At 66.6% G+C, this 16,546-nt stretch carries 14 protein-coding genes; 13 read left to right on the top strand and 1 reads right to left on the bottom strand.

The features are described 5' to 3' along the window. The first annotated feature begins 9 nt into the window (after nucleotides 1–9). The 10 genes from ACFFDA_RS16700 to ACFFDA_RS16655 all read left to right on the top strand — a co-directional run bounded on the left by ACFFDA_RS16700 (nucleotide 10) and on the right by ACFFDA_RS16655 (nucleotide 11,125). Nucleotides 10–768, top strand: coding sequence for an arylmalonate decarboxylase (locus ACFFDA_RS16700; protein WP_404481913.1), 759 nt, complete (start codon nucleotides 10–12; stop codon nucleotides 766–768). A 239-nt stretch (nucleotides 769–1,007) separates the two neighbouring features. After that, nucleotides 1,008–2,405: an MFS transporter gene (locus tag ACFFDA_RS16695; RefSeq protein ID WP_404481911.1), complete on the top strand. Its 1,398-nt coding sequence runs from the start codon at nucleotides 1,008–1,010 to the stop codon at nucleotides 2,403–2,405. After that, on the top strand, nucleotides 2,402–4,003 hold the full coding sequence (locus tag ACFFDA_RS16690) for an FAD-binding oxidoreductase (protein ID WP_404481909.1): 1,602 nt from the start codon (nucleotides 2,402–2,404) through the stop codon (nucleotides 4,001–4,003). The genes ACFFDA_RS16695 and ACFFDA_RS16690 overlap by 4 nt, the downstream gene beginning before the upstream one ends. A gap of 1 nt (nucleotide 4,004) precedes the next feature. Continuing rightward, on the top strand, nucleotides 4,005–5,570 hold the full coding sequence (locus ACFFDA_RS16685) for an alpha/beta fold hydrolase (protein WP_404481907.1): 1,566 nt from the start codon (nucleotides 4,005–4,007) through the stop codon (nucleotides 5,568–5,570). A gap of 114 nt (nucleotides 5,571–5,684) precedes the next feature. After that, nucleotides 5,685–6,860: a class I SAM-dependent methyltransferase gene (locus ACFFDA_RS16680; RefSeq protein WP_404481905.1), complete on the top strand. Its 1,176-nt coding sequence runs from the start codon at nucleotides 5,685–5,687 to the stop codon at nucleotides 6,858–6,860. 2 nt (nucleotides 6,861–6,862) lie between these two features. Beyond that, complete coding sequence (locus ACFFDA_RS16675) at nucleotides 6,863–7,222, top strand: hypothetical protein (protein ID WP_404481903.1); 360 nt, start codon at nucleotides 6,863–6,865, stop codon at nucleotides 7,220–7,222. Nucleotides 7,223–7,268: 46 nt separating this feature from the next. Then, complete coding sequence (locus ACFFDA_RS16670; RefSeq protein WP_404481901.1) at nucleotides 7,269–8,786, top strand: aldehyde dehydrogenase family protein; 1,518 nt, start codon at nucleotides 7,269–7,271, stop codon at nucleotides 8,784–8,786. A gap of 19 nt (nucleotides 8,787–8,805) precedes the next feature. Next, entirely contained in the window at nucleotides 8,806–9,852 is a 1,047-nt protein-coding gene (locus ACFFDA_RS16665; protein ID WP_404481899.1) for a class I SAM-dependent methyltransferase, read from the top strand. Beyond that, nucleotides 9,849–10,112, top strand: a complete 264-nt coding sequence (locus ACFFDA_RS16660) for a hypothetical protein (RefSeq protein ID WP_404481897.1) — start codon at nucleotides 9,849–9,851, stop codon at nucleotides 10,110–10,112. Before ACFFDA_RS16665 ends, ACFFDA_RS16660 begins: the two co-directional genes overlap by 4 nt. 104 nt (nucleotides 10,113–10,216) lie before the next feature. Then, complete coding sequence (locus ACFFDA_RS16655) at nucleotides 10,217–11,125, top strand: LysR family transcriptional regulator (protein ID WP_404481895.1); 909 nt, start codon at nucleotides 10,217–10,219, stop codon at nucleotides 11,123–11,125. Here ACFFDA_RS16655 and ACFFDA_RS16650 read toward each other — a convergent pair. Next, a complete protein-coding gene (locus tag ACFFDA_RS16650) occupies nucleotides 11,109–12,638 on the bottom strand; it encodes an MFS transporter (RefSeq protein ID WP_404481893.1) in 1,530 nt (509 codons plus the stop codon). The genes ACFFDA_RS16655 and ACFFDA_RS16650 overlap by 17 nt on opposite strands. 558 nt (nucleotides 12,639–13,196) lie before the next feature. Between ACFFDA_RS16650 and ACFFDA_RS16645 the strand changes: the two genes are divergently transcribed. The 3 genes from ACFFDA_RS16645 to ACFFDA_RS16635 all read left to right on the top strand — a co-directional run bounded on the left by ACFFDA_RS16645 (nucleotide 13,197) and on the right by ACFFDA_RS16635 (nucleotide 16,527). Beyond that, a complete protein-coding gene (locus ACFFDA_RS16645; RefSeq protein ID WP_404481891.1) occupies nucleotides 13,197–15,488 on the top strand; it encodes a TonB-dependent receptor in 2,292 nt (763 codons plus the stop codon). A gap of 75 nt (nucleotides 15,489–15,563) precedes the next feature. Next, entirely contained in the window at nucleotides 15,564–16,004 is a 441-nt protein-coding gene (locus tag ACFFDA_RS16640; protein ID WP_404481889.1) for a heme-binding protein, read from the top strand. Nucleotides 16,005–16,038: 34 nt separating this feature from the next. After that, nucleotides 16,039–16,527, top strand: coding sequence for a nuclear transport factor 2 family protein (locus tag ACFFDA_RS16635; protein WP_404481887.1), 489 nt, complete (start codon nucleotides 16,039–16,041; stop codon nucleotides 16,525–16,527). Nucleotides 16,528–16,546: the final 19 nt, after the last annotated feature.

Here is a 16,546-nt window from a genome sequence, read left to right as displayed (position 1 = left end):
AAAAACAAGATGCTGAGATACAACGCGGACGCGCTGGGGTTTCGCGCCAAGCTTGGCGTGATCGGGCCGTCGACCAACACCATCGTCCAGCCCGATTTCGAGATGCTGCGCCCGGTGGGCGTGACCAACCACTACAGCCGCATCCCGGTGGAAAACGTCGAAGGCGTCACCGACGCCGCCTTCGTGGCGGCGACCAACGTGATCGGCGACAATACGCTGGAAGCGGTGAAGTGGGCGATGACGTGCGCGCCGGACCGGCTGGTCATGGGCATGTCGGCAGTGACCTTCTACGGCGGCATCGCGGGCGCTCAGGCATTCCGGCACCGGATGGAGGACTATGCCGGAATCGAGGCGACGATCGGGTCGCAGGCTCTGGCGGCGGCGCTGGGCGCCTTCGGCAACGTGCGCCGGGTGGCCTTCCTTTCGCCCTACTTCCCGAGCGCCAACAAGGCCGTGAAAGGGTTCCTCGAGGAAAGCGGCTTCGAGGTCGTGCGGGACCTCGCGCTGCAGCGTCCGAGCTGGCTGGCGATCGCCGAGACGGGCGAGCGCGAGGTGGTCGATGCGTTGAAGGCGATCGACGGCGACGACGTCGACGCACTGGTGCAGGTCGGCACCAACCTCTCGATGGTTCGCATAGCCGCTGCCGCCGAACTGTGGCTCGACAAGCCTGTCGTCGCGATCAACACGGCGACGTACTGGCACGCCTTGCGAGCACTCGGAATCGAGGACAAGATTTATGGCGCTGGCCGGCTATTGGAACGCCATTAGAAATGCGATCGAAAGGGCCCGCGGCCACGATCGGCCGGCATTCGGTGGGGCGCTCGCGGGCCTATAGGTAGGCTCGATAACATAGACAAGCGAAGCCGATAGGGAGCGGAGCCAGTGGTGATAGTCTGCCTTGCAAAGGGGCGGGCCTCACCATCGACGGGCATGACACGGGACGCTTCGATCCGGCGTCGGCCCTTTCGCCGATGCCTGCCGAAAAAGAACACGAGGGAAGAAGCCATATGTCGCTGGCATCGAGTAAATTGCCCTGGCGCACCATCGTCGGATGGGGCCTGGGCTCAACCTGCCTTGGCGCGACCAACTTCGCCAAGATCCTGGTCCTGGGGTTCCTCGTCGACTACGTGGGCATGGCCGCGGCCGCCGCCGCGGGGATCGTCGCCGTCTCGACGCTGGTGGACGTCTTCACCAACCCGATCATCGGTGGACTGAGCGACCGGGCAAGGAGCCCGTGGGGACGGCGCCTGCCGTTCATGTTCTTCGGGGCGCTGCTGCTCTGCTTCGCCTGGGCGCTGATCTTCAACGCGCCGGCGTCCCTGACCGGGAGCAGCCTGGTGGCCTACGTGGCCTTCGCGCTGGTGGTGTTCTCGATGGGCTACGGCGCGTTCGGCGTGCCCTACAACGCCATCCCGGCGGAGATCACCGACGATTACCATACCCGCACGCTGATGATGTCCGCGCGCTCGGTGTTCTCCACCATCGGCACGTCGGCCGGCGGTTTCCTGGCCCCCACGCTGATAGCCCATTTCGGCGGGGGACGCGCGGGCCATGCGGGGATGTCGCTCGTGATGGGCCTCTTTGTCTTCGTCACCGGCGTCGTGTGCGTGCTGCTGATCGGCCGCCAGCCCAACGTCGACACCGTCAACAAGCGCGTGTCGTTCCGCCGGCAGGTCGGCTCGATGCTCGAGAACCGGCACTTCGTCGTGCTGCTCGCCTCGCACCTGTTCGGCATGGTCGGGGTGATGATGATGAACGGCGGCGCGGTGTTCTACGTGCGCCGGGTGCTGGGCGGCGACGAGAAGTGGCTGGGCAGCTTCTTCCTCTATCTCAACGTCGTCATGTTCCTGTCGCTGCCGGTCTGTCTCTGGCTGGGCCGCAAGGTCGGCAAGCGCGACACGTTCATCATCGGTTCGATCGTCCTCAGCCTGGCGAGCTTCTCGTGGTACTGGGCGTCGCTGGACGAGCCATGGCTCATTTTCATGGCCAGGGTGATCGGGATCAGCTTCGGCTCCGCAGCGATGATCGTCATGAGTTCGGCGATGCTGCCGGACACGATCGAGTACGACACCCGCCGCACCGGCTTGCGCCGCGAGGGCGTCTACGCCGGGTTCTACACGACTGCGGAGAAGGCCAGCTCGGCCCTGGGCATGGCACTGGTGGGGATCGTGCTTTCGACCTTCGGCTACGTGCAGGCGGGCGGCGATACGCTGGTCCAGTCCCCCCGGGCACTGTTCGGGGTGGTCGCGGCGTTCGGCTTCGGCCCGGGCGTGACCATCTTCATCGGCGGCGTGCTGATGTTCTTCTACGGACTCGACGAAAAGGCACTGAAATCGGCGGTCCTCGACGAAGAAGGGGAGGCCGAACCGCGCGCGGCGCTCGACAAGGAGGTCTACGCATCATGATCGAGCAGATCGCGATCCATCCCGCCGGGGATACCATCACCTGCGATCACGACCTGATCGGCCGTTTCAAGGCCCTGCTGGGGGACGAGGCGGTCCTGCTGGGGGAGGCGGACCGGCGCTTCTTTTCGGAAGACGTGTACCAGCCGGGGGTGATGCCGCTGGCCGCGCTGCAGGCGTCGAGCGTCGAGGAAGTCCAGGGCATCGTCCGGCTCTGCGCCGAGCATGGCGTGGCGATCGTCCCGCGCGGTGGCGGCATGTCGTACACCGGCGGCTACCTGCCGGTCCGCCCGCGCAGCGTGAGCATCGACACGCGCGGCCTGGACCGGATCGTCGAGATCCGTCCCGACGACATGGTGGTCACCGTCGAAGCCGGATGCACCTGGAGCGAACTGCGCACGGCGCTGGCCGCGCACGGCTTGCGCACCCCGTACTGGGGGCCGGTCTCGGGCCATCACGCGACGGTGGGCGGGGCGATGAGCCAGAACTCGGCATTCTGGGGCGCGGTCCCGCACGGCACCGCTGCCGAGAACGTGCTGGGCATGGACGTCGTCCTCGCCGACGGCACGCTGCTGTCGACCGGCGCGCGCGGCGGCCTCGACGGCGATCCGGCCTTCTACCGGCACCACGGTCCCGAACTGACCGGCCTGTTCACCGGCGACTGCGGTGCCTTCGGCATCAAGGTGCGGGTGACGCTGCCGCTGATCGACGCGCCATCGCACCACGACGTCGCCTCGTTCGGCTTCGAGGACCCCTTTGCGCTGCTCGCCGCAGTGAGCGAGATGGGCCGGCGCGAGTTGATCTGCGAGGGGGCGATCTTCGACCAGGGCCAGCAGGACGCGCGCGTCAGCGAAGCGAACATTCCCTTGCGGCAGATGATGGCCACGTTCTGGTCGGTGCTCAAGCGCGACGGTGTCGGCGCGGCCCTTCGCATGGCGGCTGCCGGCCAGCGCTTCCTCAAGGGCGTCAGCGCCAGTGCGCACCTCACGATCGAGGGCCCCTCGCGCGAGGAAATCGAGCGCAAGCGCCGGGCCGTGGAGGCCATCGCGGCGAGGCAGGGCGGCTGGTCGATCGAACCGACGATCGCCCGCGCGCTCGCGGCCAATCCTTTCCCGATGCCCGACACGATGCTCTCGACCCTGCGCTTCGTGCCGGTGCACGGCCTCTTGCCGCATTCGCTGGCGCCGACGGTCTACCGCCAGGTGCTGGACCTGTTCGAGCATTACAAGGACGAGGCCGCCCTCCATGGCGTCAAGACCGGGGTGTTCAGCGTCCCGGTCGGCAACTCGATGATCCTCATCGAGCCGACGTGGCACTGGAGCAGCGCGTTCCTGGCCTCGCATCCACGCCTCTTCGGCAAGGCCGAAAGCGCAATGCCGGCGGTGGATGCGAACCCCGAGGGCGACGCGTTGGTCATGCGCATGCGTGCGGAGGTCACCACGCTGTTCCGCAGGGCCGGTGCGGTCAATTTCCAGATGGGCAAGCACTACCCGTTCCAGCAGTCGCGCCAACCGGCCAATCTGGACATCATCGCCGCGTTCAAGCAGCGGGTCGACCCGCAAGGCATCATGAACCCGGGCGCCCTTGGATTTGGAAACTGAGATGGATATTCGTCGTCACGTCGCCACCGTCGCCGGCCGGCAGGTGCATTACCGTCGCGCGGGCACCGGGCCGGTCGTCGTCCTGCTGCACCAGTCGCCGCGCTCATCGCTCGAGATGCTGCCGCTGCTGCGGCGCCTGGCGCAAAGCTACACGGTGATCGCGCCCGATACGCCCGGCAACGGCCTGTCGACGCCGCTTTCCATCGCCGCCCCGACGATGGGCGATTTCGCCGATGCGCTCGCCGCGTTCCTGACCGAGATCGGCGTCGGCAAGGCCTTGGTCTACGGCTTCCACACCGGCGCCATGTGTGCCTTCGAACTGGCGCGCCGGCATCCCGACCGCGTGGCCTGCGCCGTCGTCAACGGCTACGTCCACCCATCGGCCGAGGAGCGGGACGACCTGCTGGCCAACTACTTTGTCCCCTTCGTGCCGGACTGGAGCGGCGCGCACCTGGTCTGGGCGTGGGCGCGGATGCGCGAGCAGTACATCTTCTATCCCTGGTACAGGAAGTCCGACGCCGCGCGCATCGCGATACCGGAACCCAGCCTCGATACGGTGCAGGCCGACGTCCTGGACCTCCTCTGCGCCGGCGACCACTATCGCGGCCCCTACCGGGCGGCCTTCACCGGCGACCTGGACACGGCCGCCAGCGAGATAGAGGCGCCGACGCTCATCATGACGATGAAGCCGGACTGGCCGCTGCGGCCCCATCTCGCCCACATGGCGCCACCTTCGCCGTCCGTCACTGTGGCAGAGCCCGATACCATGGCAGAGGCGATGGCGCTGCTCGACGCGGCTTTCGCCGCACATCGCGCGGATGCCGACCTGTCGCCGGCGGTCGCGCCGACGCGCCCGCTCGGTGACGAGGGCTGGGCGCGCGTACTTGCCCTTGCCGGCGGCGACCTCTTCGTGCGGACCTGGGGCGAGGACACCGTGCGTCCACCACTGCTGCTGCTGCACGACGTCGGGCGTTCGTCCGCCGACATGGGCGATGTCGCGCCGACGTGGGCCCGGGACCGCAAGGTGATCGCGCTCGACCTCCCGGGGTGCGGGGATTCCGCCGATTTCGGCGGCGCCGTCACACCCGTGGCCCAGGCGGCTATCCTGCGCGAGGCGATCGCCATACTGGCGCCGGACGGTTTCGATCTTGTCGGCTTCGGCACCGCCGGGCCCGTGGCCATCGAGCTTGCGCTCGCCAGCCCCGATGGCCTGTCCCATGTCTATGCCGCGCGTCCCGAAGCGCCCAGGACGCCGATGCAGCCACCGGAAGCGGGCGGGCTGCACTTGTTCAAGGCGTGGCTCGCCGAGCGGCAGAAGATCCTGTTCGAGCCCGGCGGCTCCGACGGCCGTGACGAAGCGGCGCTCGACCCGGCGCGACTGCATCGGATCGTGCTGGATGCGCTCAAGGGCCAGGCGAGCGCCGCGGGCATCATCGCGGCTGCCGTCGGCCATGCCTTCGAAACGAGCGTCGAGGCCCTGGGTACGGTGCGCTTCTCGCGGCTGCCCGATAGCCCTGCCGCGAAACACGCGCTGTCGGCGCTGCTGTGCGAACTGGAGGCCGCCTGACGTCTCGATAGCCTATAGAGCGGGCAGCGGATTGCCGCGCCTTTGCGCTTTGGGCACATTTTCCATCAAGTGACGGACGAGGGGCACGGAGCCTCTCCGATAGAGGATCGTTCGATGCAAAATCGCCAGACACCGCACGCGGCCCTGCCCAGGCCGCTGCACGACGAAAACGCCCGGCAGGACTTCGTGATGAACTTTCGCCGCTACCTGTCGCGCAGCATCGCGCCGGGGGCCTTCGGCGCCTATCACAAGCGCGTCGAGCCGGCGCTGGAAGCCTCGCTCGGCCGCAAGCCGGAGACGGCCGACGAGATCCGGCCGGGCATGCTGCGGGATCCGATCTACCAGTTGTGGAGCGCGATGCAGCGCCAGAGCCAGGAGATGGTCTGGGATTCGGTCATCGACACGATCGAGCGGTCGCTGCCCGAAATGCAGGAGCAGGCGAGCAAGGGCGGTCCCCTCGGCTCGCTCCGCCTTGCAGGAGACGACTTCGAGATCCCGCGCTACCACAGCGTCTACGACATCCATCTCCAGCCCGGCGGCTACCATGGCGAAGTGGGGCGCGACGACGTGTCGGCGGGCCTGATCTACGACATGGGCGTGCCGATCTACAGCGTGGGCATGATGGGCAAGGAGAACGCGTCGACCGGGCAGACGATCGTCAACTATGTCCGCTCCGCCCACCCGGACTTCCGCCCCTTGCGCATCCTCGACCTCGGCTGCGCGATCGGCAATTCGACGCTGCCCTGGGCCCAGGCATTCCCCGAGGCCGAAGTCCACGGGATCGACGTCGGTGCCGGGTGCCTGCGCCACGCTCACGTGCGCGCCAACGCGCTCGGGGTGGAGGCCCATTTCAGCCAGCAGAACGCCGAGGCCATGGATTTCGCCGATGGCAGCTTCGACCTGATCGTCTCCGCGCTGCTGTTCCATGAAACGTCGCGGTCGGCAGTGCCGAACATCCTCAAGGAATGCGCGCGCCTGCTCGCTCCCGGCGGGATGATGGTGCACTTCGACGGCTTCCGCACCGAGGCGATCGATCCGCTGCGAGCCTTCTTCGGCGAATGGGAAATCTACAACAACAACGAGCGCTTCCTGCGCACCGTCCATCGCCTGGACTGGGTCGGCGAAGTGGCGGCGGCCGGTTTCGAGCGCGATCGCGTCGGCTACGAAAAGACGCCGTTCGTCTCGTTCGAGGCGATCACCAAGCCGGGCACCAAGGGCTACATGACCGGCTTCGGCGACGTTCCGTTGCTCGTCGCGTCGAAATCGCCTGCGCTCGCGGGAGGACAATGACCATGAACGACCAGACCCAGATCGCGCCCAGGATGCAGCGCACGCCCAAGGGCAAGAAGCCCGTCTACTTCGACGAGACGATCGACCGCCTGCTGTCGATGATCGTCGCGCTCACTGCGGAAGTGGCGGTGCTGCGCAGCCGGCTCGATACCGTCGAACAGTTGTCCGAGAAAGGCGGTGCCCTGAAGCAGCTCGAGATCGACACGTTCGAGCTGACGCCCGAGGACGTCGCGCGGCGCGCGGCCTGGACCGAGGCCTATCTCGGCCGGGTGATGAAGGGCGTGGCCGACGACATCGAGCGCATGTCCGACAATCCCGCCGATGCCAGCGACCTGTTCGAAGGTGCCCACACGCTGTCCTGACGCCGCCAACGTCTTGCCCGTCCACAGATATCCGAAAGTGCACTCCATGCCGGCCGCCGAAACCACGCTCGAACTGCCCTATGACCTGACGCGCGCGACGAGCGCGTTCCTGCGCGCCGACGCGCCGCTGTTCATCGGCGGGGAGTGGCTGCGGCCGGCGCGATGCGAGCGTATCCCGGTGATCGACCCGGCGACGGGGCTGCAGGTCGGCACCGCGCTGGCGGGTGGGGAGGAGCACGTCGACGCTGCCGTGGCCGCCGCGCGCGAAGCGTTCGACAAGGGGCCCTGGCCGCGCATGTCTGCCGCTGCGCGCCGGGCCATCCTCAACAAGCTGGCCGATCTCATCGAAGCGGATGCCCGGCGGATCGCCGAAGTCGAGGTGCTCGACAACGGCATGGCGCTGGCGGGCGCGCTCGGCATGGCGGCGGGCGCTGCCGAGCTGTTCCGCTACTATGCCGGCTGGATCGGCAAGGTCGCGGGCGAGAACCTGAGCGTCGACAGCTGGGACCCGTCGGCCGAAGTCACCGCCTATACCCGGCGCGAGCCGCTGGGCGTGGCCGGGCTGATCCTGCCCTGGAACTTCCCCTTCGTGATCGCGGCCATGAAGCTGGCGCCCGCCCTCGCAGCCGGGTGCACGGTGGTCCTCAAGCCCGCCGAGCAGACACCGCTGGCGGCGCTGATCCTGGGCGAGCTGGCGCAGCAGGCGGGGCTGCCCGATGGCGTGCTCAACATCGTCAACGGCCATGGCGAGGTCGTCGGCGCGCGGCTGGCGGCGCATCCGCAAGTCGACAAGATTTCCTTCACCGGCTCCACCGAAGTCGGCCGCGCGATCATCGCGGCGGCATCCGGCAACATGAAGAAGGTCTCGCTCGAACTGGGCGGCAAGGCGCCTTTCATCGTCTTGCCCGATGCCGACCTGGAGAAGGCGGCGCAAGCGCTGATCCGTGCGGCATTCGGCAATCAGGGCCAGAACTGCACTTGCGCCAGCCGCATCCTCGTGCACGAAAGCGTGGCGGCCCCCTTCGAGGAGCGCGTGGTCGAGCTGATCGGTGCAATGGCCGTGGGTCCGGGCTTCGAGGCCGGGAACGACCTGGGCCCGCTGATTTCGGCCGAGCACCGTGACAAGGTGCTGTCCTACGTCGCCGTCGCCAAGGCGGAAGGCGCGGCGGTCGCCATCGGCGGGGCGGCGCTCGACCGGCCCGGCAACTTCATGGAGCCCACGCTGATAACCGGCGCGCGCGGGAACATGCGGGTGATGCAGGAGGAGATCTTCGGCCCGGTGACGTGCCTCCAGACCTTCGCGGACCTCGATGTCGATGCCATCGCCGCGCTCGCCAACGCCACCGACTACGGCCTCGTCGCCAGCGTGTGGACGCGTGACCTGGCGACCGCGCACAAGCTGGGCGCGCGGATCAAGGCCGGCACGGTCAGCATCAACGGCCATGGCCATCCGGGGATCAACGCGCCGTTCGGCGGCTACAAGCAATCGGGCTGGGGGCGCGAGTTCGGCCGCGCGGCCATGGAAGGCTACCTGGAGACCAAGACCGTCGCGGTCAACGCCTGATCCCGCGGCCGAGGAGACGATGATGGACTTTCAGCTCAAGCAGCGTGGCCGGGCGGCGATGGACTTCGAGGTTGCTGTCGCCAAGGCGGGCGGGCGGGCGATGCAGGCCGCCGAGGCGGAGATGGCAGGGATCGGGCTGGGCCCGGACCTGCTCCCCGAGGACATGGAAGAACGTCACCGCGTGATCGACGAGGCGATGGCCGGATCGAGCCCGTTTCGCCTTCGCGCACTGCTTGCCGAATACAGCGCGCGCAACCACGGCCTCGCGGCGCTCGACGCCTTCGCGGAAATCCGGGACGAGGTTGCCCCCGCGCTGACTTCGGCGGCCGAGGGGCCGACGACGATCGACTATCGCGAAGGCTTCGAGCCGCCCGAATACTGGGCCCGAAGCTGGTTCCATCGCAGCCACGGAGGCTGGGACGCGGTACCGGAAAACGGCTTCGTCCACGGCGAACTGATCCACCGCAAGTTCGTCTCGAAGATTTTCGCCGGCGACATCTACGCCAATCGCCGCGTGGTGGCGCGCGAAGCGGCCGACCGCGCCTACGATCGCATCCTCGAACTCGGAACCTCGTCCGGCCACTATACCGTGGCCCTGTCCGAGGTGTTTCCCGAGGCCGAGATCTGGGGCATCGACCCTTCGCCCGCGATGCTCGAGCAGGCACGCCGGGTGGGTAACGAACGCGGGCTGGACTGGAAGCTGTTCGTCGGCGTGGGCGAGGATACCGGGTTCGAGGACGCAAGCTTCGACATGGTCACGGCCTATGCCATCCATCACGAGCTGCCGACGGCAATCGTCGACGCCGTCTTCGCCGAGGCCCATCGCCTGCTGCGCCCCGGCGGCACCGTGCTGATCGCCGACGTGCCGCGCTATGCCGACATCGACAGGCTGGCGTCCTGGCGTTTCGACTGGGCAGCCCGCTATGGCGGCGAGCCCTTCTGGCGGGAATCGGCGATGATCGACTTCGCCGCGCACGCCGAAGGTGCCGGCTTCGTCGAGGTGCGCTCGGGTACCGTCGCGCCTTACGCCAACCCCTATTTCGTGATCGGCAGGAAGCCGCGATGAACCAGCCGCTCATTACCGACCCGCCCGAACGGCGCATCCTGGGCCTCGAGCACGTCGACGCCCTAGGCCAGGCGGTTCTCGCACTGACGCGCGAACTGTGGATCGTGACCGACCGCATGACGGTCCTGGAACGGCTGCTCGAGGACATGGGGCTGCCCGCCGGCGCCGTCGACGGGTATCAGCCCGACGAGGCGACCGAGCAGCTTCTGGCCGAACGGCGCGACAGGTTGATGCAGGTGGTCACGCAAGCCTTCGGGTAAACGCGGCGATGCCCCTCGACAGCGCGGTTTCTTGGAGTATCCCACCGATCCGAGCGGTCGCTCGTCGAGCGCCGGCACCGGAACGTTGTGAGAAGGAAACGGGCGTGGAATTACGGCAGTTGCGGCAGTTTCTGGCGGTCATCAAGCATGGCAGCATCAACCGCGCCGCGGCGGCGCTGAACCTGACCCAGCCGTCCCTTTCGCACAGCATCAAGGCGCTGGAACGCTCGGTCGGCGCGCAGTTGCTCATTCGCGGCGGCGGCGGCATCCGCCCGACCGAGATCGGCGTCGTCTTCATCCGCTACGCCAAGAACATCCTGCGCGAGGCTGAGAAGGCCCAGGCCGAAGTCTCGATGATGCGCGGCGGCGGCGTAGGCAAGCTGTCGATCGGCACGCTGTCAGTGTTCATCCCGCGCTTCATGCCCAAGGTCGTCTCGGCGTTCATGGAGACGTCCGCCGACATCGTCGTCGATGCCTTCACCTTCACCTACAACAGCGGGCAGGTGTTCAACGACATCCTCAGTTCCGAATGGGACCTCGCGCTGACGCTGATGGGGGAGGACTTCGATCCGCCGCCGGAAATCCGCGTCCAGGCGCTCGGCGACTATCCCAGCAGCGTCTACTGCTCGCCGTCGCACCCGCTCGCCGGCCAGCGCGACGTGTCGCTGGACCAGCTTGCCGCGGCCCATTGGGTCGTGACCAACGTCGGTTCGGCGGAGAACATGCTGCGCCACAAGTTCGCCGAGCGCGAGCACGAGGCGCTGATCCGCATGCGCGTCAATTCGATGAACTTCGCCATCGCTGCGGCCCGTTCCAGCGGCTTGCTGTGCATCGCTCCCGACGAGGCCGTGGCCGACGAGATCCGCGACGGCCGGCTGGTCCGGGTCGACCAGTCGACCATCGCCCCGACCGCGCAGATCGCGCTGCTGCATTCCAACCTGTCGGAGCGGACCGCGGCGATGCGGCAGTTCATGTCATGCTGCGCGTCGCATGCCGCTACGCTGAAGGCGTGAGGCGAGGGGCCCGGTCGTCGAGGCGGCTGGGCGTCGCCCACGACAGCAGGCAGGCGAGGCCGCACAGCAGAGCGCTCGTCAGGAACAGGCCGTTGAACGCCTGTGCATAGGCGGTGGCGATCGCCGGCGATATCTCCAGCGCGGCGCCTTCGATGACGACCAGCGCATGCGAGCCGGCCGGCAACAGGGCGTCCAGCCTGGCATTGAGCATGGAGCCCGCGAGGGCGACGCCGGCGGCGCCCGCGAGCGTGTTCATGAAGGTCATCGCGGCCGTGGCGATGCCGAGCTGTTCGGCCGGGATACGGCTCTGCACGACGATGACGAGAGTAGGCATGCACAGTCCGCCGCCGAAGCCTGTGATCGCGAGGCAGATTTCGAACGGCACGATCAGGCTCTGGCCCGGATCGATCCGCGACATCAGGAAGAAGCCGGCGGAGACGATCCCGCATCCGACCATGAGGGGCAGCCGCGCGTGCGCCGTCCGGGCGATCAGCCGGCCGGTCAAGGTTGCGCCGGCGATGTTGCCCAGGACGAGAGGAACGATCAGCGCGCCGGCAACCGATGCCGGCTGGCCCATCGCGACCTGGAAGTAGAGCGGGAGGTAGACGCTCGTTCCGTAGAACCCCGCGCCGATCGCGCAACTGATGAGCAAAGCCTGGTAGAACCCTTTGGCGCGCAGCATCGTCATCGGAAAGATGGGCGCCGTCGCGACGCGCTGCCAAACGCAGAACGTCGTCGCGAGGGCGGCGGTCGCGGCCGCGAGCCACAGCATGATCGGCGCGCTCCAGGGATGGCGGGTGCCGCCCCAGGTCAACAGCAGCATCAGCAGTACCGTCGTTACGCCCAGGATCAGCGTCCCGGCATAGTCGAACGGCTGGCGCGGCGAGAGCGGCTCGTGCGAGCGGTAGTGGCGGCGGATCAGTTCGAGCACCAGCAGGCCCAGCGGGAGGTTGACCAGGAACACCGAACGCCAGCCGTAGAGCGTGGTCAGAAAGCCACCGACTGCCGGCCCCAGAATGCTGCACAAGCCGAACACGGTCACGAACAATCCCTGGTAGCGGGCGCGTTCCAGAGGGCCGATGAAGTGGCCGATCGCGGCGGTGGGCAAAGTTGCCAGTCCGCCGGCGCCGATGCCCTGCAGGCCCCGCGACAGGATCAGCATCTCCATCGAGTTCGATATGCCGCTGAGCAGCGAGCCGGCGATGAAGATCAGGATCGCGATCGACAGGAGCTTCTTCTTGCCCATCTCGTCGCCCAGTTTGCCGTAGATCGGGATGGATACCCCTTGCGCGATCATGAAGGTCGAGATGGTCCACGACAGGTTCTCGATGCCGCCAAGTTCCGCGCCGATCTGCGGCATCGCCGCCGACACGATCGAGCGTTCGAACGCTCCGAGCGCCGTCGCCAGCAGCAGCGCGAACAGCACAAGGCGGAATTCGGATTGCGATGGGGCCGCGTCCGCGCCGAGAGCGTCGGCGGGATCGGGCAGGGGCGGGCAGGCGCTTTTCGTCATGGGCTGCGAACTTTCTATGTCGCATTCCTGATCGAGCGCCTCGCTGTCGAAGCACAGGTGGGTCGTTTGGATAGGTTATAGGCTGGGTGGTCGCGTGGGGCATTAGGGGGCGGGCATCGATGGTGTCCGTGATGGCGCGTTTCCGGGCCGCAAACTTGGCCGGGGCTGCAATCGCGTCGGGGGCCATCTGCCCGACCAACGCGATCTGGCTGCCCGACTATAGGTTATAGGATTTGTGTCGATATCAGGCCGCGCGAATCTATTTAACAATCGTCCCAAGCCGACCAGCCGTATCCACGGCGCGGCCACCAATTTCTGAATAAACATAAGATCTGAAGATTGCCGAAGAATGGCAATTCGATAAATCGCATAAGAATTATAATAGAAAATAAAAATGTAAGCAGGACGGGCGGACATTCTACGGAGGGTAAAATGGGGATTTTCGGTAATCGTAGTTTTAGGTTTACGATTTTTTCCGGTGTGTCGTTTGCGGCTCTTGCAGCAGTTCAACCTGCTTATGCGCAGGATTCCACGCCGGAAGCGGTTCAGAAGTCGTCGATGGATGGGGACATCATCGTATCCGCCCGCAAGCGCGACGAAACCCTGCACGACGTACCGCTGACGATCAGCGTCGTCGGCGCGGACAAGATCGAGAGCCTTGGCCTGCGCGACATGAAGGACCTGTCGGCCTTCACCCCGGGGCTCTACATCACGCCGCTGGCAACCGACCGTGCGGACCGTTCGAAGATTGAACTGCGGTTCCGCGGCCTCAGCACGGAATCGGGCGCGCCGCTGGCGACCCTGTTCGTCGACGGCATGCCGGTATCGTCCGGCCAGACGTCGGGCCTTGACGACGTGGAGCGCGTGGAAGTCATCAAGGGGCCCCAGAGCGCCTACTTCGGACGCGCCACCTTCTCGGGCGCGGTCAACGTCATCACCAAGAAGCCGTCGCTCACCGACTGGGCGGGCAAGGTATCGGGCGAGATCGGCAGCTACGGCCTGCATGACGTTTCGGCCTCGGTCGATGCTCCGATCATCCCCGGCATCATGGCCATCCGCCTGACCGCGCGAGACTACGGGACGGACGGCCAGTATCGCAACAACGCCGGCCTTACCGCCACGGAGGCAGGCACCTCGTATGCCCAGCGCCTGGGCGCCCAGAGCACGCGGTCCTATACTGCGGCGCTCTATGCCGAACCGGCTGCCGGTCTGCGCGTCCGTGGCCGCTTCAACTACTGGACCGACAAGGACGGCCCGGCAGCGAGCATCCAGGTGGGCATGGAAGGGCACAATTGCGACCTGGGTGGCACGCTTACGTATTACTGCGGCAAGATCAGCAAGCCCGCCAACTCGCAGATCGGATACGATACCGCGATCTCGCCGCTCGTGCGCCAGTACCTGATCGAGAACGCGATGGGTGCGGACCTTCCGTTCAAGACGTCGTTCCTGAAGAGCGCCGGGCTCGAGCGGCGCGCCTATCAGGGCGGGCTCTCGGTCGACTACGACGTCGCCAAGGACATCACCTTCACCGCCCAGGGGTCCTACCACAGCAACGAGTACATCGCGATCACCGGCGTCGGCCGCGACGTCACGAAGTTCGCCGCAAACCCGCTCTACGGAACCGCGGCGAATACCCCGGAACTGCAAGTCTGGCAGATCCTGCTCGAGAACGACAACCGCGACTACAGTTTCGAATCGCGCCTCGCCTCGACCGGGGACGGCCCGCTGAACTGGCTGGTGGGCGCGAGTTACATGGACGAAGAGTCCATCACCGGAAACAGCTACTACGCGCCTTACGGGTTCATCCAGTTCGCGGACGGCTATACCCGCACCGCCAAGACCCGCACGACCGGCCTGTTCGGCTCGCTGTCCTATGAGATCCTCGAAGCTCTGAAACTGAGCGTCGAGGGGCGTTATCAATGGGCCAAGGCGATCTCGCTGCCGCCGACGGGGGCGAACCTGGAGGCGACGTACAAGCGCTTCCTGCCGCGCGTGATCCTGAACTACGAGCCGACGGACGACCTCAACTTCTACCTCAACTACGCGAAGGGCAACCGCCCCGGATCGTTCAACGCGACGATCGCGGCCCTGACGGCGGCGCAGAAGGAGGAAGTCTATCGCCAGACCGGCGCGAGCGTCGCCGTGAAGGAGGAACTGCTCACCAACTACGAGGCCGGCGTGAAGGCGCGGTTCCTCGACGGGCGCCTCAATCTTTCCGCGGCCGTCTACAAGATGAAGTGGGAAAACCAGGGCACTCGGGCCACGGCCGTGCTGATTACGCCGGAAACCTCGGCCGGTGTCACGCAGGTCCAGGTGACGTCCAACGTGGGCGCCAGCGATTTGTGGGGTGTCGAGATGGAAGGCGCGTTCCGCGTCTCCGACGCGCTGACCTTTACCGGCACTTTCAACATCGCCGATTCCAAGGTCACCAACTACAACTGCACCTACTGCGTCGCCATTACCGGCACCAACAACGTGAACGGCAACCGCATCCCGCGCAATCCCAAGTATGCCGGAACGTTCGCGGTGGACTACAAGGTTCCGGTCTACGGCGACTACGACTTCTTCGCTCACGGCGATTTCGTCTACCAGGGGCGCAAGTACGAGTCCGAGTTGAACCTTGCCTATACCGGCGCGTCCAAGCGCGTGAACTTGCGGGCCGGCGTCGAGAACGAGAAGATCCGTATCGAAGCCTACGTCCGTAACCTGTTCAAGGACGAGACGATCGACAACGTCAATCGCTACTCTGCCGATCTTCTCGACCTTTCCAACTACTTCGCCCACTCCGCCATGGCGATCGCGCTGCCGGAAAAGCGGTCGATCGGCTTGCGCGCATCCTATCGGTTCTGACCGGCCGAACATGACCAGCGGGGCCGGCATGACCAATGCCCGGCCCCGTTTCCCTATCTTCGAGGAACACGCACGATGATGACGCTGGCGCTCGCAATGGGCATCACCGAGCGCGCATTCGCCCATGCGCTGGAAAAGGGCTCCAAGCCGCTGACGATCGCCGTCGTCGACAACGGCGGAGTCCCCGTCGCCCTGCAGCGGCAGGACGGGTCGGGCACGTCCCGCGCGAAACTGTCGTTCGAGAAGGCGGAGGCGGCGCTGGCGCTCGGAATGCCGACGAGTGCCCTGGCCAGCTATTTCAAGGTTGCGCCCGACATGCATGCGCTCTTGCGCGAGGCCACCGGCAAGACGCTCCTGCCACTGGCCGGCGGTGTCCTCGTCAAGGATGCGCAGCAGCGTACGATCGGTGCGGTGGGTATTTCCGGCGGCTCGCTCGACGAGGAGGAGCGCTTCGTCATCGACGCGATCCGATCGCTGGGCCTGTTGTCCGACCCGCCCCACGGCGATGCCGCGTAAGAGATACCGGACTGCACCTGCAAGGGAGAATACCATGACCGACAGGACCTATCGCCGGCGTGCTTCGCTGCTGGGAGCGGCCCTGTCGGCCGTGCTGGTTCCGGCGGCGGCCCTGGCGGGCGAAACGAACGCGGCGGCCGACTACGATGCCGTCCGCGATCTCCTGTGGGAGAAGGAGCAGGCCATCTATGCGGGCAGGGGACGTGGCGACGTTGGCCCGTACATCGAGAGCACCTCGCAACACTACGTGTCGTGGCCGCCCACCGTGGCACTGCCTTTCAGCTATGACGACCTTGCGGCGGTGGCCGGAAAGCCGGTGCAGCCGTCGCGCGAGAAGCTCGAGATGGTCTATCGGCACATGGCGCTTTCGGGCGACACCGCGGTCATCTACTATGCGACCCACATGACCGTAAGTGCCGACGGTACGCCCGTCGACCGCCGCTATCACGTCACCCACACCTGGGTCTGCGAGAACGGCGCCTGGCGCGTGCTCGGGGGCATGGCGCGGCAGGTCGAGAAATGACCGGCCGCACCGGCACTCG

This window comes from Novosphingobium sp. BL-52-GroH (assembly GCF_044813085.1).
In the GTDB taxonomy this organism is placed as follows: Bacteria; Pseudomonadota; Alphaproteobacteria; order Sphingomonadales; family Sphingomonadaceae; genus Novosphingobium.
This window is presented reverse-complemented; position numbering and strand designations above follow the sequence as displayed.